The following is a 19,464-nucleotide window of genomic DNA, read 5'->3' as shown; positions in this document are numbered from 1 at the left end:
ACACTGCGACCCCGACCGACGCCAGGGGCTCAGCCCCTGACATGTGTACGACACGATGAAGATCCGCGACCGCCTGGGCGGAGACTAGCGCCGTGCGAAAGACCCGAGCACTGCGACCGCCACCGACGCCAACTGCACACCCTCCGAAATGCGCACAGCACCACGGAGATCCGCGACCACCCGGGCGGGAACTAGCACCGGGTGAGAGACCAGAGCACTGCGACCCCGACCGACGCCAGTTGCACAGCCTCCGACATGCGCACCGCGCGATGAAGATCCGCGACGGTTGGGGCGGGGCCGTCGCCGAGGGTGGGGCGGAGTTCGGTGCCGTGGCGGTACTGGGTGCGGCCGCCGAGGCGGACGCCGAGGGCGCCTGCCATCGATGCCTCGACTACACCGGCGTTGGGGCTGGGGTGTTTTGCGGCATCGCGGCGCCAGGCGTGTAGGGCGGCGGCGGGGCGGCCGTTGACGAGCGGGGCGAGTGCGATGGTGAGCAGGCCGGTGAGGCGGGCGGGGAGGAGGTTGGCCAGATCGTCGGTTCGGGCTGCGGCCCAACCGAAGTGGCGGTAGCGGTCGTTACGGTAGCCGATCATCGCGTCGAGGGTGTTGATCGCGCGGTAGCCGAGCAGGCCTGGTACACCGGCCAGCGCGCCCCACACCAGCGGGGCCACCGTCGCGTCGGAGGTGTTCTCGGCGATGGATTCCAGTGCGGCGCGGGCCAATCCGTCCGCATCGAGCACCTCGGGGTCGCGGCCGCACAGCGAAGGCAACAGCGCACGCGCACCCGCCAGGTCGCCCGCCTCGAGTCGCTCGGCCATCTCGCTCCCCGCCCGCGCCAGGCTGCGCCCGCCCAGCACCGTCCATGTAGCCAGCGCGGTCACCGGCAGTCCAAGGGCACTAACCCCAACGCCCAACCCCATCACCCCACCCACCAACAGCACTTCGTGCAGCACCCCCGCACTCCGCCGATCCGCATACGTCACCGATTCGAGCGCACTTGCCGCCGAACCGAATCCAGCCACCGGATGCCACCGCCGCGGATCCCCCAACACCCGATCCAGCGCAAACCCGAGCAACAACCCAGCCGCGGTCGACCGCCCCTTCTGCACCCGCCGAGCGTATCCCTTCCGCACAACCCTCAACCACCCAAGCACCCGCGCCTCCCCTGACCAACGGGACATAGCGGCGCGCCCTATCGCACAATCCGCCACCATGTCCCACTCGCCGCATACCGGCCTGGCCGACTGTCGCGCGCTCGAGGCCCACCCAGCGAGCAGGACACCGGTTCGACGGGGCCACGACGCAACCGCTGTGCGATCGTGTCGAACGCGGCGATCTGGGTGGAGGCGGTCACTGCGGGCGGCGAGTCCGGCGCCGCACTCGCGATCCGCGTCGGCGCGGACTCGCGGCACACACCTCGTAACCGATGGTGAAGTCGACCGCCCGGAGCCGCTAGATCCACATGGCGATATCGAGCGGAGCGTTCTCGTGGCGCGCCTCGTCGGCAACTATGTCCCGTTCGGCGCGTCCACTCCACCGTCCGGCGGAGATTCGCCGATGAAGCCTGGGGCTCGAGCGGTGCTGGACTGGGATTGTGTGGCTCGATCATGTGCCGCTGGGTGGGCTGGCGATGCGGATCCGCTGGTGGCAGGGGCGGCGTGTCACACTCTGATTCTCTGCGTCGTCTACCTGATGACGCACTCATAGGATGCACGCCCGGCGGGGCGGAACGACCGAACGGCGAACAGCAGTGACTTCCGAACAGCCTTCTACTCCCGAACCCATCGACCAGGCCGAATTGGCTCGGCGGTTCGAGGAGCATCGGCCGTATCTGCGCAGGCTCGCCTACAGCACGCTTGGCAGTCTCACCGATGCTGACGACGTGGTGCAGGAGGCGTGGCTGCGGCTGCAGCGCCAGCACGAGGCGGGGACGGCGGGGCAGATCGATAATCTGCGCGCCTGGCTCAGCACCGTCACCGGGCGCCTCGCGCTGGACCACCTCGGATCGGCCCGCTCCCGCCGCGAACAGTATGTCGGCGAATGGCTGCCGGAGCCGGAGGTCACCAGTTGGGACGACCCGGCCGACCGGATCACCCAGGACGAGCGGGTCACCACGGCACTGCTCGTCGTCCTCGAATCCCTGTCGCCCGCCGAGCGCACCGCGTTCGTCCTGCAGGACGTGTTCGGCATGTCCGGCCCGGAGGTCGCCGAGGTCGTCGGCCGCACCCCGGCCGCCGTCAGGCAGCTTGCCTCCCGCGCCCGCAAACACGTCGAGAACGGCACCCCACGCTTCCCCGCCTCGCCGGACGAGCAGGAGAAAGTCGTCTCCGCCTTCGCGGTCGCCTGGCGCTCGGGTGATCTCAGCGCACTGCTCGGTGTGCTCGACGCCAACGTCAGCCTGACCGCCGACGGCGGCGGCAAGGTCCCCGCGATCCGGCAGCCGGTGCACGGCGCCGAGCTCATCGCGAAGATGCTGCTCGGTTGGTACCACGCACCGTCCGCCGCGAACGGTTGGGGCCGCGCGGTGCTGGTCAACGGCGCCCCCGGCCTCGTCGTCTTCGACGGCAACCACACCGGCGTCTTCGCCTTCACCATCGACGACGGCCGCATCGTCGCCATCAACGTCGTCCGCAACCCCGACAAACTGCACGACCTCCCCACCACCGGCGAGCCCGACTGGTACCTCGGCGCAACCCCCACCGAGAACCAATAGCCCACGCGGACAATCTCAGCCGCACACCCGCCACGACCGGGTGTGCGGCCGTCACCGAGGTCCCACACACCCGCCACAACCGATCGCACACCCGAATGCCGCTCGGCACAAGGCAACTCGGTCGGCCAAGGCCGGAAGGTAAGCACTTCCGCACCCCATCTCAGGACCTACACCCTCCGCTGACCCCGGAAAGGACGCGGATCCGGAGAACAGGTGCGGCTGTTGCGGGAACAGCCGGGTTCAATATCAGGTGAACTGGTGTGCGGCACCCCAAGAGAACAGCAGCAACCGACACCAACTGCGGCCGGGTCCATGATCATGGGGGGACCTGGTGGCGGCGCCTCAGAGAACCCGTGCGACAGCCGCCGACCGCCGTCCCGTTCAAGATCATGGGGAACTGGCGGCGGCCCCTTCTCGACCGATACCGCCACCAGTTCCCCATGATCTTGATCCCTACCCCCGCAACGCACCACCAACCCCATACGCCTCATCACGTCGAGATCCGCACCCTGACTTGGGGTCGGTCGGGCGATCTGCGAGTTTCGCTGGGTAGCAGGTCGCCGAACTGCTGGTGGATGTCGAACAGGCCGTCGTGTTGTAGCGGGGTGCCGCTCGAGTCGTGTACCTCGTAGTGCGTCCGCAGGGCGCGCCTGGCTGTGTCAGTCGTGTTTCGCCTCGTAGCGCAGCAAGACCGTGCCGCCAGGGAAGGTGCGGTTCTCCAACAGTCGCAGGGAGATCCATGACGGCAGTGTCGGGAAGAACGGTGTGCCGCCGCCAACGACGGTGGGCGTGACCACGATCCGGTACTCGTCCACCAGTCCGGCCTGCACGATCGGTGCGGCCAGCGTCGCACCGGCGATCTCCAGCCTGCCGTCGGTTTCGGCTTTCAGTTTCGTCACCACCTCGACCGGGTCGCCGCGTTCCAGGCGGGAGTTCCAGTCGACCGACTCCAAGGTGCGCGAGAACACGACCTTGGGCATGTCGCGCCAGATGCCGGCGAAGTCGACGGTCAGCGGGGTGGCGTCCGGGGCCTTGTCGGCGGTCGGCCAGTACGCGGACATCAGTTCGTAGAGCCGCCGCCCGTAGAACGACAGGGCGGTCTCCCGCTCGAAGTCGTTCCAGTATTGGAGGAGCTCTTCGCTCGGATCGGACCAGTCGATGTTGCCTTGCGCGTCGGCGATGTACCCGTCCACCGACACGTTGAAGCCATAAATGAGTTTGCCCATAGAGATCAGACTGCACCGGAGGGCAAAACTCATCGCGCCGCCACACGAGATATCGTCAAGTCCTTGTAGAAGGGGCGAGCGTCAGGCCTCCTTCGTAGTTGTCGAATCGACCGGTCGTTCTATGAGTTCGCCACTACGCCGACGATCGACCAGCCATGGTCGCCCGCCGGGTCGTCGAGGACCTGACGCACCTGCCAGAAACCGGGTCTTCGTTCGATCTGGAACAGTTGCGGTCCGCGCGCGTCCTGGCCGATGCCGATGCGCTCGTATTCATCGAAATACGGGGCCAGTTCGGTTTCCCTTCTCGAACACGGCTCGGACCCGAACGAGGGCGACCAGGTGCGGCGCGCCAGTGTGCCTGAGCGACCTCGATCAGCTTGAACACCATCGCGAGCCTGGCCCCTTGGTGACCTGGCTCCTCAAACGCACTGTCGCGAAACTAGATTCGACGGTTCGTCCTGCTCCGCCGGGTAGTGATAGAACTCCAGCAGCACGTCGGCGTTGTCACCGATCTTCGCGAAAGTGACGAGGGCAGTGGTTTGGTTCGGGGCGGATCAGCCCTCAGCCTGCTAGCCCAACCGGTTGAGGCGTTGTATACCCATGTGCCGCAGCGACTTCCACCGACAACAACCTTCCCGCATCCGCGGTCAACCCGTGGGCGAGGTCGGAGTGGGACGTGCAGGCTTCTTTCCAGCCGAGGTCGGCGATCGCGCGGATGTACGGGAGGGTGGCGTTGGTGAGGGCGACGGTTGCGGTGTGGGGTACCGCGCCCGGCATGTTCGCTACGCAGTAGAACAGCGAATTGTGTACGTGGAAGGTGGGATTGGCGTGGGTGGTGGGATGGGAACCGGCGAAGCAGCCGCCTTGGTCGATGGCGATGTCGACAAGTACTGAGCCAGGGCGCATTTGGGCGACGAGGTCGTCGGGGACGAGTTTGGGGGCGCGGGCGCCGGGCACCAGGACCGAGCCGATGACGAGATCGGCGGATGAGACGGCGCGCTGGATCTCGGCGGTGTTCGAGGCAACGGTGGCGATTCGGCCGTCGAAACGTGCGTCCAACTCGCGCAGGCGGTGCAAGTTGGTGTCCAGCACGGTGACTCGCGCGCCCATCCCGGCGGCGACCGCGGCCGCGTTGGAACCCGCGACACCGCCGCCGAGCACCACCACATCGGCCGGACGCACGCCAGGCACACCGCCGAGCAGCATGCCGGCACCGCCCAACGGTGCCATCAGATGGTAGGCGCCGACCTGACTGCCGAGCTTGCCAGCGACCTCACTCATCGGCGCGAGCAACGGCAGTGAACCGTCGGCGGCGCGCACGGTTTCGTAGGCGATGGCGGTGATCCCGGACCGCAGGATGGCGTCGGTGCATTCGCGCGACGCGGCCAGGTGCAGGTAGGTGAACAACACCTGCTCGCGCCGCATCCTCGGATACTCCTCGGCGATCGGCTCCTTCACCTTCAAAACTAGGTCGGCCTCCCACCAGACCTGATCCGCGACAGGCACCAGCCGCGCCCCCGCGGCGGCATAGTCGGCGTCGACGAACCCCGACCCGACGCCCGCACTTGCCTGGATCAGCACCTCATGTCCGTGCGCGGCCAACTCCCCGGCCCCCGCCGGAGTGAGCGCAACCCGGAACTCCTGCTCCTTGACCTCCCGTGGAACTCCGATCTTCATAACGCCATCGTGAACCCCGCACCCGGCGCACGCCACGAACGACGCGCGGGTGTCACACGATGATCACGAGGCCCCGCGCTGAGGGGCGGTTTCTGCGCAAGTTGATCAGTGCACCGACGGTTGCCTGAACAATCAGTGCTGTTCGAGGGTGCATAGCGCTTCGTCACCGGGCAACCCATCGAATGGAACGCCCTGGCGGCATGAACCCGACCAACGCGACCGCGACGACCAATCCCGGCAGCACCAACCTCGACCAACACGAACGCGACAACCAAACCCCGCAACACCAACCCACCAACACGAAACTGACGGCCATTCGGGCAGCACGAACCCGGCCAACACGAACGCGAAGACCATTCCCCGCCGCGCCACCTCGACTAAACGAGTACTGAATCGCCGGACTGCCAGCGATCCAGTGCTCGAATTGCCAAACTTCGCCCAAAGCCCGGTCAGCGCAGACACTTTCACGCCCAACACATCACCTCGCGCAGAACTACCAGCGAAGATGTCCACTCAGACCGGACACTCGGCAAACAGCGATCTCCCACCAGGCGTCCAGCGCTCGTCCTCGAATTGCCAAACTTCGCCAACCAATTCAAGTAGCGCAGGCGATAAGCCCGGTCAGAGCGGACACTTTCACGCCCAACGCGTCACCACGCGCAGAACATCAAGCAAAGATGTCCGCTCAGACCGGGTATCCGTCAGACAGCGATCTCCTCGCCAAGCGGCGGAATCCGCAGCTGCTTCCCGCGCCCCGCGTACTCGAACAGCAAACTCAGGCGATCCAGCGTCTCACTGAAATGCACCCACCCCTCGCCGTGCACCGGCACGATCACCGCATCGCCGAGCACCTCGGCCGCGAGCACCGCGGTACGCGCGTTCAATGTGAGGTCGATATCGCCGAAGTGACCGACATTCGCCGCGCCGACGAACAGCACCGCGACGTCGATCTGCCCGATCCGTTCAACGATTTGCGCGACCCGATCGACCGAGGCGTTGTCCCCCGAGACGTACACAGTCGGCTGACCATCGGCCTGCAGCACGAACCCGGTCACGACCCCGGTCAACGACTCGCACCCTTCGGGCCCGTGCAGCGCGGGCACCCCGGTGATCCGAATCCCGGAGATGGTGATGGTCTCCCAATTCTCCAGTCCCCGAACACCATTGATGCGTTCCGCGGCACCGGGCGTGGACAGCACCGTCCCCGCAGTCTTCAGGAATTCGCGTCCGGAGTTATCCAGGTTGTCGGCGTGCTCATCGTGCGAGAGCAGCACAATGTCCACCGCACCGACCTGATCCACCGGCACCGCCGGACCGATGAGCTTGTGCAGCGTAACCGGGCCCGGGTAGTCGCCGGGCTCGTCGAAAGTGGGGTCGGTCAGGAAGGTGTGACCCGCGTACCGGAGGCGAACGGTGGGTCCGCCGATGTGGAGAACTTCGAGCTGAGTGGTGGTGATGTCGGTCATGCCATTGAGCTTGTCAATCCGGCAACGCACCCAACAGTGGCCCGCGAGCCGCCTATCGCTAAAATCGGGCCATGCACACGGTCGCTGTTCTCGCCTATGACGGCATGAGCCCATTCCATCTGTCCGTGCCGAGCCTGGTCTTCGGCCGCGTCGGCATCGGCGGAAAGGCGCCGTACCAAGTGGACGTATGCGCCGAGCAACCCGGAACCCTGCGCACCCCAGCGGGTTTCGACATCGAGGTGCGCCACGGCCTTGACCGGCTTGTCCGCGCGGACACCGTGATCATCCCCAGCTGGGAACGCGACATGCCGCTGTCCGAGGACCTGCGCACCGCCCTGCACCAGGCGCACACCGCGGGCGCGCGGATCGTCGGCCTGTGCCTCGGCTCGTGGGCGGTGGCCGCCAGCGGGCTTGCCGACGGCCGCGAGGTGACCACGCACTGGGCCGGTGCCGCCGCGCTGGCCCGCGCCTGCCCCGCGGTCCTGGTCCGCGCCGACACACTGTGGTCGGACCTCGGCGACGTGATCACCTCGGCGGGCGTCGCCGCGGCCCTCGACTGCTGCCTGCACCTGGTGCGTAACGACCTCGGCAGCCGCGCCGCGACCGAACTGGCCAGGGAACTCGTCACCGCGCCGCACCGCAGCGGATCGCAGGCCCAGTACATCCCGATCGCCGTCCCCGACGCCACCGACGACGACCCCATCGAACGCGCAATGGTCTGGGCCAGAACACATCTCGGCGAACCGATCGATCTCGACGGCTGGGCGCGCATCGCACTGATGTCGCGCCGAACCTTCACCCGCCGCTTCCGCGACCGCACCGGAAACAGCCCACAGCAATGGCTACTGCACCAGCGCACCGACCGCGCCAGGCTGCTGCTGGAAACCACCGACGACACCATGGAACGCATCGCCACCGACACCGGCTTCGGCACCGCCGTGAGCCTGCGCCACCACTTCCATCGCATCCTCGGTACCAGCCCCGCCGCCCACCGCGCGTTGTTCCAGGGCGCACGGCTAGGTTCGTCCGCATGAGGATTCAGATCGGCGAGTTCGCCCCGGATATCGACGAGAGCGCGTGGGTCGCGCCCAACGCGACGGTGATCGGGCGGGTGCGGCTCGCGGCCGAGGTGAGTGTTTGGTACAGCGCCGTGCTGCGCGGGGACCTCGAGGCGATCAGCGTCGGCGAACGAACCAACATCCAGGACGGCTGCGTGCTGCACGCCGATCCGGGCTTCCCGCTCACCGTCGGCAGCGGAGTTTCGGTGGGGCACAACGCGATCCTGCACGGCTGCACGGTCGGCGACGATGTGCTGGTCGGCATGGGTGCCACCGTGCTCAACGGCGCGGTGATCGGCGCGGGCAGCCTGATCGCGGCGAACGCGCTGATTCCCGAGGGTGCGCAGATTCCGCCCGGATCGCTCGTCGCGGGAGTACCGGGCAAGGTCCGGCGCGAACTCAGCGAAACCGAGCAGGACGGCATTCGACTGAATGGGACTGTGTACCTACACAACACGGCCAATCACCGTGCCGCAAAAGAGGTGTGAGACAGCGCACACTGATCAAGCGACCAGTAGGAATCGCTGATAACATTTTCCCAGCGTGCCCGGTGACCCGGGGTCTCCTGCCGAAACGGTAGTCGTGCGGCTTGTAGCGCAGTGGATAACCCACCTCTGGGTCGGTGGGTCCGTATGCGAGCGTAGCGAGCGAGGACGCGATCGCGCACGATGAAGTCGTCGTGAGCGAGCGTGGTGATATCGCAACGCACGGTCGCGCACGACGTAGCCGCGAGGCGTGGTCGTGAGCGTGCAGGCAGGAGGTATCACGGTGATGGCATACGCACAGTCGAGTATGCACCGGTCCACGGGGCGGATCAGCGTGGCCGATATCGCGGCCCAGCCGGGCGGCGTCGAGGCATTACAACGGCGAGTCCATGAATTGCGTTCCAGCGGGGTAAATTTCGCCGCGAATGCGATCGAGCAGGAAATGGCGGCGCTGAACTTACCGCGTCAATGATTTCCACCCACGGTCACCGCGTGTCATTCGACCGCGGTGACCGTGGCAAGTCCAGCCGTAGTGTGCTGATCCAACGCCATCAGCGCGGCCCGCACACGCACCGTCTGCCAGCCACCATCGATTCGGCGCAGCCGCAGCCTGCCCTCGGCGCGATGGCGCGCCAACTCCCGTGACATCTCCAGCGCGGCGGTCAGATCGTCCGGATGGATCTGCGGCGGCGGCTGACCGGGCAGATCCGCCCAGGCGATACCGGGCATGGGCGGCCCGATCCAGCGAATCAGTTGCAGCGAACGCAGATTCACGATCGCGCGATACTCCCCCGGCGCCGTTGACGCCTCCAGCAGTTGATACTCCAGAATCATCGGCGGCGGTGCGGACGGCACCGCGATCGCGGCACCGATGTCCTGAGTCACCCCGCGGAACAACACTTCCCTGCGCCCGTTGGCATCGGCCTCGAGAATGATCCGGCAGGCGAAATGCCCTGCGCGCAAGGCATCGTCGTCACGGCGGACCGTCCACACCGCCTGATGCTCGGTGCCCGGCGCGGAATTCACGATCTTCGCCAGCGCCGCACTCTCGTCCCGATTGGTGACCAACCGAGTGAACGCACCGGCGATGGCTAACTCAGCCTCCCGATCCTGGGGTGCGACGCCGTACAGATCGAGCAGGTCCACGCTGCGCACCGACCGGTTGGTGGTGAGGTTGAAGTACCACGCCCCCACCGGTTCTCGCGGCGGCAGCGGCTCACCGACCGGCCCGATGTAGAGCCGAACGGCATGTGCCCGCTCCGGCGTGATGAGCAACGGCTCGGCCCGCACGGTGCGCCGCCCGTCCTCCGATACGCACGCGACCACGGCGCGACTCCGACAGGCCTGCGCGAGAGCCGATTCCGCGTCCGCGAGCGACAGTGGGTTACGCAGGATATTGCTCAGCGACACAAAGGACTTCGGCGCGGCGCCGAACGCGATCACCGTGCCCGGCACGCCCGAAAAGCATTCGACCAGGATCCATTTCGCCATCAGCCGCAGCCGATCGATAGCGCCGGATCATTGACGGCCGTGAGAAGTGTTCGACCAGTTGACATTTCAACATCACCCGTTCCCGACCACGCGGTGCTACGCGGTCAGGAACGAAATACCATGTCCAGCACTCGTTCGTGACAAGAGCCGGTGAACCTTGTGACTAGGTCCACAACAAGGGCGTCCAGTCCGACAAGCACCTTCGCCTCACCGCGCAGAATCGTCCGAGCCGCCACATCGGGACTGGTGCGCGCGACATGCCCCTCGAACCGTCGCGCGACCGCCACCGCGTCGATACCGGACGCGACACTCGCCGACCGCGCGATGGTGGTGAGCACGCCACCCGAATACACGCCGGTCACCCGGACCTTGCCGCCCGCGGCCCGCATGTCCTGGCGCAGCGAGTCGGTGAGCCCGCTCGAAATCGCTGAACGGCGACTCCGCCACCCCGCCGACGTGCAGGATCCCGGCATGATTGAACAGCGCATCGACCGCCCGTACTGCGCGACGGTCGCTGCGGCGTGGTCGAGCGCCGCCACCCGGTCGGTGACATCGAGGGTGGTCACCGTCGGCTCGAGGCCAACGGCGGCGCAGAGCCGCCCGGTCTCCGCGACGACCTCGGGCGACTTGTCCGACAGCGCGAGCAGGGCGCCGTCGCGGGCGAGCGCCAGCGCCGGTTCGCGGCCGATGCCGGAGCCCGCGCCCGTTATCGCCGCCACACGATTAGCGAAATATGCCACGGCTCAACCTTTTCCAGCCGATTCGACATCCATATCGGATATCCATGAAGGCTAACCACACAGAGCCGGACCCGCGACCTATGCCGTATTCCGGCGATCCGCGACCAGGCCGCCGCACGCCGGTGAAATAATGAAGGTCCATCACCCGCACCGTCGCGACGCCATTGCGCACGCTCGGCCCTCGCGCGAATCGACTGGAGACCAGATGCCAACTGTCCCGCCCATGCTGCAGCGCATCCTGGACAAGCCCGTCGCCGACGGCGAGAAACTCCTGGAAAGCGCGCTCTCGGCCTTCCTGGACTTCGGCATCAAACGGACGAGCATGGGCGAAATCGCCCGCCGCGCAGGCATCAGTCCCGCCACCCTCTACCGCCGCTTCGAATCGAAGAACGAGCTGGTAGAGGCGGTGAGCGTGCGGGAGGCGCAGCGTTTCGTCGCGATGATCGACAAGCAGGTGCGGGCCGTCTCCGGCTCCGAGGACCAGCTGGTCGAGATCTTCGTCGCGTTCATCACCGCCATCGCCAACAACGAACTGCTGCGCCGCCTGCTGCGCACCGAACCGGACCTGATCCTGCCCCGGCTGACCACCGACGCGGGCCCGATCCTCGCCGTCGGCCGCGGTTACCTCGCGGAGAAGCTGCGCGAACTGCGCGACACCGAGAACACCCACGACTTCGACGCCGATCTGGTCGCCGAGATCATGGCCCGGCTCGCGCTGTCGCTGGCCCTCACCCCGGACGGGCTCATCCCGGTCACCGATCGGGACGCCGCCCGCGAGTTCGCCCGCCGGACGTTGATGCCCATGGTTGGCGTGCACCTCACCGCATAGTCAGAACGCGGGCAGCGACACCGCGAACGCCGCGGCCACCCGCGCATCGAGATCGGCCCGCGCCGCCGCGTCCGGCACCCGGCCGTCGACGAGCTCACGAGCCAGCTCGATGACGGCCGCCGCGCGTGCCGATCCCGGATTCGGCAGCGGTAACCGCGACACGTACTGGGTGATCCAGCGCCGCCTGCCCGAGTACAGCCGGTTCCCGCAGACCGCGTCGTAGAACCGCAGTCCGAGCGCCGAATTCGCCACGCCCATCAGCAGATACGCCAGTTGGTCTGCGTCGGCCGGGGTCGCGGACAGATCAGGTAGCGAAATCCAATAGCAGTCACCGTTCACCACCGCGCCCGATCGATCGAGCGCGAACCTCGGGCGCTCGCTGATATCCGGAAACACCAACTTCGGCTCACGCCATAGGTGCGGGCGCTGCGGTACCCAGATCTCGAACCATTCCCGGCCGCTAGGACCGAGGTAGTGGCGGGCGGCCAACGTGTCCTTGTGGGCGCGCAAATATTCAGCGGCACAGGGAAATTCGTTCAGATCGATCGGCGTGCGGTTCGGCCGAATCAAGTCGTAGGGGTACAGCACGCGAGTGTCGTGCGATCGGGCTATTCGCCAGGGTTCGAGATCGTGGTGGGTGATCAGCTCGAGTAACAGCTCCGGTTCTGGGGGCGGCTCGACGTCGGACCACCGATCGGAGATGAACACCTTGTCAGCAGTTGTCTTGATCCCCACCCGAATTCGCGCAACCTCGCCGAATGTCCGCCAGGTCGACGCCGCAACACCGCCGAGCCAGGCATCGACCTCAGCGTTCGACATGCGCCACGCAGTCTCCGGTTCCGCTGTGCGCCGCACAGTTTTTCGTCGCCCGGCCGGTTTGGACGGTGGTTCAGGCAGGGACTGCCGCGCGCGAGTCGGTCCGGGTTGCAACGGACCCTCGGCCCGCAGAACCACACCAGACCCGTCAGATTGCAACGCACCCTCGGCCTGCGGATCCGCGTCCGGCTCATCAGATTGCAACGCACCCTCGGCCTGAAGGTCGACATTCCGCCCGTCAGCTTGCCGCGGACCCCCGGCCCGCAGGGCCGCGCTCGACCCATCAGGTCGCAGCGGTCCCTCGGCCCGCAGGGACCCGCTCGGCTCATCAGATCGCAACGGTCCCCCATCCCCCGAGTAAACGCTCGGCACATCACGTTGCCGCAGCCCCTCGGCCCGCAGGTTCTTGCTCGGCTCCTCAGGTTGCCGCGCACCCTCGGGCCCCAGATTCACACCCGACCCATCAGGCAGCCGCGCACCCTCAGCCCGCAGATCCACGCCCGACCCATCAGATCGCAACGGTCCCTCGGCCCACGGGGACCCGCTCGGCTCATCGGATCGCAGCGGTCCCCCATCCCCCAGGTCCACGCCCGCCCCATCAGGCAGCCGCGCGCCTCGAGCCCGCAGATCCGCGCCCGACCCATCAGATCGCAGCGGTCCCTCGGCCCACGGGGACCCGCTCGGCTCATCGGATCGCAGCGGTCCCCCATCCCCTAGATCCACACCCAGCCCACCAGATTGCCGCGCGCCCTCCGCCCCCAGATTCACGCTCGGCTCACCAGATTGTCGTGCGCCGTCGATTCGCAGGTTGACGCTCGATTCATTAGGCAGCCGCGCACTCCCGGCGCCGAGATCTGCGCCTGGCCTATCGGATTCCCGCGCCTCCTCGGCCCCAAGGTCCATGCCCGGCTGATCAGGCTGCCGCCAACCGTCGACCTGAAAGCTCGCGCTCAGCTCATCAGATTGCCGCGAACGCTCGGGCCCCAGATCCACATTCTGCCCACCAGATTGCCGTGCGTCCTTGGCCCGCAGGTTGACGCTCGATCCATTAGGCAACCGCGCACCCTCGGCCCGCAGATCCACGCCTGATCCATCAGATCGCAGCGGTCCGTCATTCCTCAGGTAAACGCTCGGCACATCACGTTGCCGCACCCCCTCGGCCCGCAGGTTCATACTCGGCTCATCAGAACCCCACGCACGCTCGGCCCCCAGATCCGCGCCCGACCCACCAGGCTGCCGCGCGCCCTCGGCCTGCGGGTCCGTGTCCGGCTCATCAGATTGCAGCGCACCCTCGGCCTGAAGGTCGACTTTCCGCCCGTCAGCTTGTCGCGGACCCTCGGCTCGCAGGGCCGCGCTCGACCCATCAGGTCGCAGCGGCCCGTCGGCACGCAGATCTATGCCTGACCCATCGGATTCCCGCGCATCCCCGACCTCTATATTCACGCCTGGCCCACCAGATTGCCGCGCATCGTCGGTCCGCAGGTTGACGCTCGGCTCAGGGCCGTTCGCACGGATCATCGCGGAAACTTGCTGTGCGCCTGAGGTTTCCATTCCCGAACGGGTCGCCTGTCCGGTAACCAGGGTGCCGACCTCGACCGCGAAGGTTCGTCCGCTGTGCGCGACCAGGCAGCCACGATCAGCCAGCAATGCATCGAAAAGGCCTGTCTGCGAGGCATTTTCGCCGCTCTCAACCTCGTACGCGGAGACGTATCGACATTCGGCGCCGCCCCCGCCACGGGTGGCGATGGTGATCGCGGGTAGGACGGCCGCTTCGAACAACTTTGTGTCGCCGAGGTCGTACAGCTCGACCGGTGTCAGCTCGGCGAGCAGTAACCGCCGGATGTTCGCGCCCGCCTTGGTGGTTAGGAATCTGTTGGCGCATAACAAGCCGAGGATCCCGTCGGGGCACAGCAGTCGGGGCAATGTCGCGACGAACGGGTGGGTCAGGTCGATCCGGCCGCGTAGCCCGAATTGCTTGCTGAGCAGCTGCGCGGTGGCCCCGCCCAACTGTTGGGTCCGTACATAGGGCGGGTTCGTGATTACGGCGTCGAATGAACCTGCCGCGAGTTCTTCGGATGCCGTGAGGAAGTCGCCGACGTGCCAGTCGACGCCGGTTCCCGCAGCCCGCGCTCGGGCCGCGGCAAGTGCCGTCGCGTCGAGGTCGTAGCCGGTCGACTCGACTCGGATCCCTGGCAGCCGGATCGCGGCCTCGTCTCGCAAGGCGAACAGCAGCTCCCCGTCGCCACAGGCCGGGTCGAGTACTCGCAGCACGCCGGATTCCGGGCGCGGCACATGGGTGAGCAGCCGTCCGGCCAGGAAGCGCGCGAGCTCGGGCGGCGTGTAGTGCCTGCCGTGCCGCTTGCGATCGTGCGCGGCGGGGGCTCCGGACGCCATGTGCTGGATTCTGCCTTGTCAGAGCGTGGCATTCAGGGCAATGCGCAACGCCGGGCACAAAGCGAGGCGCAACCGTTTCGCACCACGCCGTTCGATGCTAGCGTTTGGTCTCATAATGGAACCTAAATGAGGAGCGGGGATGACGACAGCCGATGCGGCCACCGAGCAGTTCACGGTATTGGCGAGGATGCTCGATGAACGCTGGACTTGTCGGCAGTTCCTTGCCGATCCGGTGCCGAGGGAGGTCATCGAGACGCTGCTGCGACTGGCGCAGCGCACCGCCTCCTGGTGCAACACTCAGCCGTGGCAGGTCGTGCTGACCGAGGGGGCCGGCACCGATCGGTTCCGTAAGGAGTTGCTCGCGCACGTCCAAACCGCAACGCCGGAACCGGATTTCGCGTTCCCCGCGCAGTACACCGGAGCGTTCCGGGACCGTCGGCGCGCGTGCGGGTTGCAGCTGTACGACAGTGTCGGCATCAGCAAGGGCGACCACGAGAAGACGATGCGGCAGGCGGTGCGCAACTTCGAACTGTTCGACGCACCGCACGTGGCGATCGTGACGACCGAGGCGGATCTCGGTGTCTACGGCGCCGTCGACTGTGGCCTCTACCTCGGCAACTTTCTGCTCGGCGCACAGAGCCTCGGACTCGGGGCGGCACCGCAGGCCGCGCTCGCGTCGTACGCACCGTTCATCCGCGCCTACTTCGGCATCCCGGACAATCGCCGGGTGGTCGCCGGGATCTCCTTCGGATATCCGGACACCGAGCACCCGGTCAACGGATTCCGCACCTCGCGCGAGGACCTGGCTCAGGTAGCGACCTGGTGCACGGACTGATCGGCCGGATCGAGCAGACCCGGTCCGGCCTCGGGAAGCACGTCGCGTGCGGTCAGTTCCGTGCCACACACGTCGCATTCGAGTTTCGTGTGCGCCTCGCCCGTGCAGTCCTGGTGGGTGTAGCGCACGGGCGGGCCGTCGGGCGCCATGTAAGCATCGCCCCAGTCCCGGATGGCCATGAGAATCGGATAGATGTCATGACCCTTCTGGGTGAGCCGGTACTCCTCGTGCGCGCCGACCTCGGCCTTCTGCTTGACCAGGATGTCGTGTTCGATCAGCCGGTCGAGCCGGTCCTGCAGGCGGCTGCGCGAAATACCGAGCGCGCTCTGGAACCCGTTGAAGCGGCGAATACCGGAGAACGCGAACTTCAGGATCAGCAGGGTCCAGCGGTCGCCGAAGATCACGAGCGGGCGCGTGATCGAGCACGGCACGTCGGCAAGTTCTTCGTAGCGCACTTCTCGATGCTACCGAGCACCGCTTGCACGACGGCCGACCTCGTTACCGGCAGGTGGAACGCGCTCCCCGTAGAGCACTTTGCACATCCGCTGCTGTCCAGCTACCCCTCCCATTTCGCGCCAACTCGGAAACGGCCGCCGCCGGAAGACGCCGCACAGCCAAGTCGGCACGACGGCACTTCAGCAATGCTCCACGACGGCACTTCAGCAATGCTGCTGCCGAGCAGGCTCACCCTGACCTCGGGTCGACGTCCGCCGACGGAGGAACATCCTCCCCATCGAGCACCTTGCGCATCCGCTCGGTGTCCAGCTGACCCTCCCATTTCGCGACGACGAACGTGGCGACGCAGTTGCCGAGCAGGTTCACCGTGACCCGCATGGAGTCCATGAGGCGATCGGCGCCGAGCAGCAGCGCGACGGCGGCCACCGGAATCGAGCCGTGGCCGATCGCGGTGATGGTGGCCGACAGCGCAAGGAACGACGAACCCGGCACGCCCGCCATGCCTTTCGAGGTCAGCATCAGCACGCCGACCGCGGTGATCTGCTCCCCCAGGCTCAGATCCACACCGAGCGCCTGCGCCAGAAACAGCACGCAGATGGACAGATACAGCGTCGCGCCGTCGAGATTGAACGAATATCCTGTCGGCACAACGAGTCCCGTGGTCGCCCTGGAACAACCGGCCGCGGTGAGCTTGATCATGATGCGCGGCAACACAACTTCGGTAGAGGCGGTGCCGAGCGCGAGGAACAGTTCGTCCTTGATGTACATGACGAACTTCCACAGATTCACCCCGGCGAACACCCGCGCCAGCACCGCAAGGATCAGCAGAAACAGCAGTGCCGCAAGGTAACAGCAGGCAATCAGCTTGCCGTAACTGCCGAGCGAGGACAGCCCGTACTGGCCAACGATATAGGCCATCGCCCCGAACGCGCCGAGCGGTGCCAGCCGCATGATCCAGCCGATGATGGTGAAGAAGATCCGCCCGATGTGGTCGATGCCGTCCAGGATCACCGGTGGCACAGGCTTACCCACGCCGTCGGCCGCCGTCCCCGCCCGCTCCCGGAGCTTCGCCAGCGCCAAGCCGAACAGCACCGCGAAGAACAACACCTGCAGCAGCGCGTTCTCCGCGAACGCCGAAATCACCGATGCCGGAATGATATTCAGCAGAAAGTCGACCGTGTGCGGCAGCTCACCGTTCTTGGTTGTCTTCGCGATCTGCTCGGCACCCGTCGCCAGCGTCTGCGGGTTGATATCGAACCCGGCCCCCGGCTTCACCAGATTGCCGACCACCAACCCGAACAACAACGCGAACGTGGTGACAACCTCGAAGTAGATCAGCGCCTTCACCCCGATCCGCCCCACCGCCTTCATGTCCCCCACATGCGCGATACCGAGCACGACGGTGCAGAAGATGATCGGCGCGATCACCATCTTGATCAGCTTGATGAACCCGTCCGCCAACGGTTTCAAGTCGGCCCCGAACCCCGGCCAGCAGGCGCCGACCACGATCCCCGCCACGATCGCCACCAGGAGCTGCACGAACAACGAGCGATACCACGGTGGTCTCCGCCCGGTCGGCGTTGCTACAGCGGAGTCGATCGTCACGGTCATCCGCGAACCGTACGAACCCGATGTATCGGACCCGTATCCCCGATGTTGCGGCCCTAAGTCCCCCGAGATATATCCGCGCGAAAGGCGTGCGGCGACCCTCCCCCCGGCGCGCGAAGTACTTGCCGGACAACGAAAGTGGGCCCCGGGTATATCCGGGGCCCACTCTGTTGGTTCGTCTACAGCGGGATGTTCTTCAGGTGGCTGGCCCGCGACGGCGCCGACGCCAACGCGGCGGCAATGATGCTGCGCGTCTTGGCCGGATCGATCACCTGATCGACCACGCCGATCGCGATCGCGCGCTCGACGCCACCCGCGATGCGCTCGTGCTCAGCGGTGAGACGCTCGTGCAACGCTTCACGCTCGTCGTCGGGCGCGGCGGCCAGTGCCTTCTTGTGCAGGATGCCGACGGCGGCCTTGGCACCCATCACCGCGACCTCGGAGCCGGGCCACGCGTACACCGCGGTCGCGCCGAGCGAACGGGCGTTCATCGCGATGTAGGCACCACCGTAGATCTTGCGGGTGACAAGGGTGACCCGGGGAACGCGGGCCTCCGCGAACGCGTGCAGCAGTTTGGCGCCGCGGCGGACAACACCTTCCCACTCCATGCTGACGCCGGGCAGGTAGCCGGGAACGTCGGTGAGCACGATGAGCGGGATGCCGAACGAGTTGCACAGTCGCACGAAACGCGCTGCCTTCTCGGCACTTTCGGAGTTGAGGCAGCCACCGAGGCGGATCGGGTTGTTGGCGAGCACGCCGACGGTGCGCCCGGCCAGCCGACCGAGACCGGTGACGATGCTGCGCGCGTAACCGCCCTGCAGCTCCTCGAACGAGCTTTCACCGTCGACGTTGTCGAGCAGCTCGTGGATGATCGGCTTCACGTCATAGGCGCGCTTGGCCGATTCGGGCAGCATCGCCTTGAGATCGACGTCGCCGTGCTCGGCGGCGCGCAGATCGAACTCGCCCTGCTCGGCGAACATCGACACCAGGCGGCGCGCGCGGTGCACCGCGTCGGCCTCGTCATCGGCGACGATGTGGGTGACGCCGGACTTCTTGCCGTGCGTCACCGGTCCGCCGAGGGTCGCCATGTCGACCTGCTCGCCGGTCACGCTGCGCACCACGTCCGGGCCGGTGACGAAGATGCGGCCCTCGGGGGCCATGATCACGATGTCGGTGAGTGCGGGACCGTAGGCGGCGCCACCCGCGGCGAAGCCGACGACCACGGAGATTTGGGGTACCAGGCCGGACGCGCGAACCATGGCCTCGAAGACCAGTCCGACGGCGTGCAGTGCCTCGACACCCTCGGCGAGCCGGGCACCACCGGAATGCCAGATGCCGACGATCGGGACGCCGGAGTCGATGGCGGTGTCGATCGCGTCGACGATGTGCTTGCACCCCTCGACGCCCATCGCGCCACCCATCACGGTGGCGTCGGAGCAGTAGGCGACGGTGCGGACACCGTCGACCTCGCCGATGGCGGCGAGCACACCGGACTTGTCGCGCGGGTGCAACGGAAGCAGGGTGCCGGGATCGAAGAAGCGCTGCAGACGACCGAGCGGATCACGCGGATCTAGCGCCGTGTCTTGTTGCAACGCGGGAGCAATGATGGTCATCGCGTTTTCTCCTCACCTCGAGTGCGCCGCTACAGCGGCTGCAGTATGTCGAACCCC

At 66.8% G+C, this 19,464-nt stretch carries 17 protein-coding genes and 1 pseudogene; 6 read left to right on the top strand and 12 right to left on the bottom strand.

Annotated features, from left to right (window positions below; genetic code table 11):
- Positions 1–191: 191 nt before the first annotated feature.
- Positions 192–1,109 (bottom strand): cobalamin biosynthesis protein, encoded by a 918-nt coding sequence (locus tag OG203_RS38620; protein WP_405162142.1) that lies wholly within the window; start codon positions 1,107–1,109, stop codon positions 192–194.
- A 641-nt stretch (positions 1,110–1,750) separates the two neighbouring features.
- Between OG203_RS38620 and sigJ the strand changes: the two genes are divergently transcribed.
- Entirely contained in the window at positions 1,751–2,713 is a 963-nt protein-coding gene (gene sigJ, locus OG203_RS38615; RefSeq protein WP_405162141.1) for an RNA polymerase sigma factor SigJ, read from the top strand.
- A 659-nt stretch (positions 2,714–3,372) separates the two neighbouring features.
- On the opposite strand, the gene OG203_RS38610 is transcribed toward sigJ, so the two are convergent.
- From OG203_RS38610 to OG203_RS38590, 5 genes and pseudogenes are all read right to left on the bottom strand, one after another.
- Entirely contained in the window at positions 3,373–3,939 is a 567-nt protein-coding gene (locus OG203_RS38610; protein WP_405162140.1) for a dihydrofolate reductase family protein, read from the bottom strand.
- A gap of 119 nt (positions 3,940–4,058) precedes the next feature.
- On the bottom strand, positions 4,059–4,193 hold the full coding sequence (locus OG203_RS38605; RefSeq protein ID WP_405168134.1) for a DUF3516 domain-containing protein: 135 nt from the start codon (positions 4,191–4,193) through the stop codon (positions 4,059–4,061).
- A 16-nt stretch (positions 4,194–4,209) separates the two neighbouring features.
- Positions 4,210–4,457: pseudogene (locus OG203_RS38600) on the bottom strand (IS256 family transposase); the annotation flags it as partial.
- Between the two features lie 43 nt (positions 4,458–4,500).
- A complete protein-coding gene (gene ald / locus OG203_RS38595; RefSeq protein WP_405162139.1) occupies positions 4,501–5,616 on the bottom strand; it encodes an alanine dehydrogenase in 1,116 nt (371 codons plus the stop codon).
- A 701-nt stretch (positions 5,617–6,317) separates the two neighbouring features.
- Positions 6,318–7,082: an MBL fold metallo-hydrolase gene (locus OG203_RS38590; protein WP_405162138.1), complete on the bottom strand. Its 765-nt coding sequence runs from the start codon at positions 7,080–7,082 to the stop codon at positions 6,318–6,320.
- Between the two features lie 71 nt (positions 7,083–7,153).
- Between OG203_RS38590 and OG203_RS38585 the strand changes: the two genes are divergently transcribed.
- The 3 genes from OG203_RS38585 to OG203_RS38575 all read left to right on the top strand — a co-directional run bounded on the left by OG203_RS38585 (position 7,154) and on the right by OG203_RS38575 (position 9,097).
- The gene (locus OG203_RS38585; RefSeq protein ID WP_405162137.1) at positions 7,154–8,116 is read left to right on the top strand and encodes a GlxA family transcriptional regulator; all 963 of its coding nucleotides are present in this window, start codon (positions 7,154–7,156) and stop codon (positions 8,114–8,116) included.
- On the top strand, positions 8,113–8,628 hold the full coding sequence (locus OG203_RS38580; RefSeq protein ID WP_405162136.1) for a gamma carbonic anhydrase family protein: 516 nt from the start codon (positions 8,113–8,115) through the stop codon (positions 8,626–8,628). The genes OG203_RS38585 and OG203_RS38580 overlap by 4 nt, the downstream gene beginning before the upstream one ends.
- Positions 8,629–8,959: 331 nt before the next feature.
- On the top strand, positions 8,960–9,097 hold the full coding sequence (locus OG203_RS38575) for a hypothetical protein (protein WP_405162135.1): 138 nt from the start codon (positions 8,960–8,962) through the stop codon (positions 9,095–9,097).
- 23 nt (positions 9,098–9,120) lie between these two features.
- Here the strand turns inward: OG203_RS38575 and OG203_RS38570 are convergent, their stop codons facing one another.
- Positions 9,121–10,116, bottom strand: coding sequence for a GAF domain-containing protein (locus OG203_RS38570; protein ID WP_405162134.1), 996 nt, complete (start codon positions 10,114–10,116; stop codon positions 9,121–9,123).
- A gap of 104 nt (positions 10,117–10,220) precedes the next feature.
- Entirely contained in the window at positions 10,221–10,856 is a 636-nt protein-coding gene (locus OG203_RS38565) for an SDR family NAD(P)-dependent oxidoreductase (RefSeq protein ID WP_405162133.1), read from the bottom strand.
- Positions 10,857–11,061: 205 nt separating this feature from the next.
- Here OG203_RS38565 and OG203_RS38560 point away from each other — a divergent pair, with 205 nt between their 5' ends.
- Entirely contained in the window at positions 11,062–11,685 is a 624-nt protein-coding gene (locus OG203_RS38560; protein WP_405162132.1) for a TetR/AcrR family transcriptional regulator, read from the top strand.
- On the opposite strand, the gene OG203_RS38555 is transcribed toward OG203_RS38560, so the two are convergent.
- A complete protein-coding gene (locus OG203_RS38555; protein WP_405162131.1) occupies positions 11,686–14,895 on the bottom strand; it encodes an Eco57I restriction-modification methylase domain-containing protein in 3,210 nt (1,069 codons plus the stop codon).
- 139 nt (positions 14,896–15,034) lie between these two features.
- On the opposite strand from OG203_RS38555, the gene OG203_RS38550 reads away from it, so the two are divergent.
- On the top strand, positions 15,035–15,730 hold the full coding sequence (locus OG203_RS38550) for a nitroreductase (protein ID WP_405162130.1): 696 nt from the start codon (positions 15,035–15,037) through the stop codon (positions 15,728–15,730).
- On the opposite strand, the gene OG203_RS38545 is transcribed toward OG203_RS38550, so the two are convergent.
- From OG203_RS38545 to OG203_RS38535, 3 genes are all read right to left on the bottom strand, one after another.
- The gene (locus OG203_RS38545; RefSeq protein ID WP_405162129.1) at positions 15,703–16,185 is read right to left on the bottom strand and encodes a winged helix-turn-helix transcriptional regulator; all 483 of its coding nucleotides are present in this window, start codon (positions 16,183–16,185) and stop codon (positions 15,703–15,705) included. The two genes, OG203_RS38550 and OG203_RS38545, sit on opposite strands and share 28 nt — an antisense overlap.
- Before the next feature lie 229 nt (positions 16,186–16,414).
- Complete coding sequence (dctA, locus tag OG203_RS38540; RefSeq protein ID WP_405162128.1) at positions 16,415–17,797, bottom strand: C4-dicarboxylate transporter DctA; 1,383 nt, start codon at positions 17,795–17,797, stop codon at positions 16,415–16,417.
- A gap of 176 nt (positions 17,798–17,973) precedes the next feature.
- On the bottom strand, positions 17,974–19,407 hold the full coding sequence (locus tag OG203_RS38535; protein ID WP_405162127.1) for an acyl-CoA carboxylase subunit beta: 1,434 nt from the start codon (positions 19,405–19,407) through the stop codon (positions 17,974–17,976).
- Positions 19,408–19,464 lie beyond the last annotated feature (57 nt).

Origin of the sequence: Nocardia sp. NBC_01499 (assembly GCF_045040275.1) — a bacterium.
GTDB lineage: Bacteria > Actinomycetota > Actinomycetes > Mycobacteriales > Mycobacteriaceae > Nocardia.
The sequence above is the reverse complement of the archived record's forward strand: the minus strand, read 5'-3'. Positions and strand labels throughout refer to the sequence as shown.

Excerpts from the sequence above, each read along its gene's own strand:
- OG203_RS38610 (WP_405162140.1), bottom strand. The coding sequence starts at position 3,939 with ATGGGCAAACTCATTTATGGCTTCAACGTGTCGGTGGACGGGTACATC.
- ald (WP_405162139.1), bottom strand. The coding sequence starts at position 5,616 with ATGAAGATCGGAGTTCCACGGGAGGTCAAGGAGCAGGAGTTCCGGGTT.
- OG203_RS38590 (WP_405162138.1), bottom strand. The coding sequence starts at position 7,082 with ATGACCGACATCACCACCACTCAGCTCGAAGTTCTCCACATCGGCGGA.
- OG203_RS38585 (WP_405162137.1), top strand. The coding sequence starts at position 7,154 with ATGCACACGGTCGCTGTTCTCGCCTATGACGGCATGAGCCCATTCCAT.
- OG203_RS38580 (WP_405162136.1), top strand. The coding sequence starts at position 8,113 with ATGAGGATTCAGATCGGCGAGTTCGCCCCGGATATCGACGAGAGCGCG.
- OG203_RS38570 (WP_405162134.1), bottom strand. The coding sequence starts at position 10,116 with ATGGCGAAATGGATCCTGGTCGAATGCTTTTCGGGCGTGCCGGGCACG.
- OG203_RS38560 (WP_405162132.1), top strand. The coding sequence starts at position 11,062 with ATGCCAACTGTCCCGCCCATGCTGCAGCGCATCCTGGACAAGCCCGTC.
- OG203_RS38555 (WP_405162131.1), bottom strand. The coding sequence starts at position 14,895 with ATGGCGTCCGGAGCCCCCGCCGCGCACGATCGCAAGCGGCACGGCAGG.
- OG203_RS38550 (WP_405162130.1), top strand. The coding sequence starts at position 15,035 with ATGACGACAGCCGATGCGGCCACCGAGCAGTTCACGGTATTGGCGAGG.
- dctA (WP_405162128.1), bottom strand. The coding sequence starts at position 17,797 with ATGACCGTGACGATCGACTCCGCTGTAGCAACGCCGACCGGGCGGAGA.
- OG203_RS38535 (WP_405162127.1), bottom strand. The coding sequence starts at position 19,407 with ATGACCATCATTGCTCCCGCGTTGCAACAAGACACGGCGCTAGATCCG.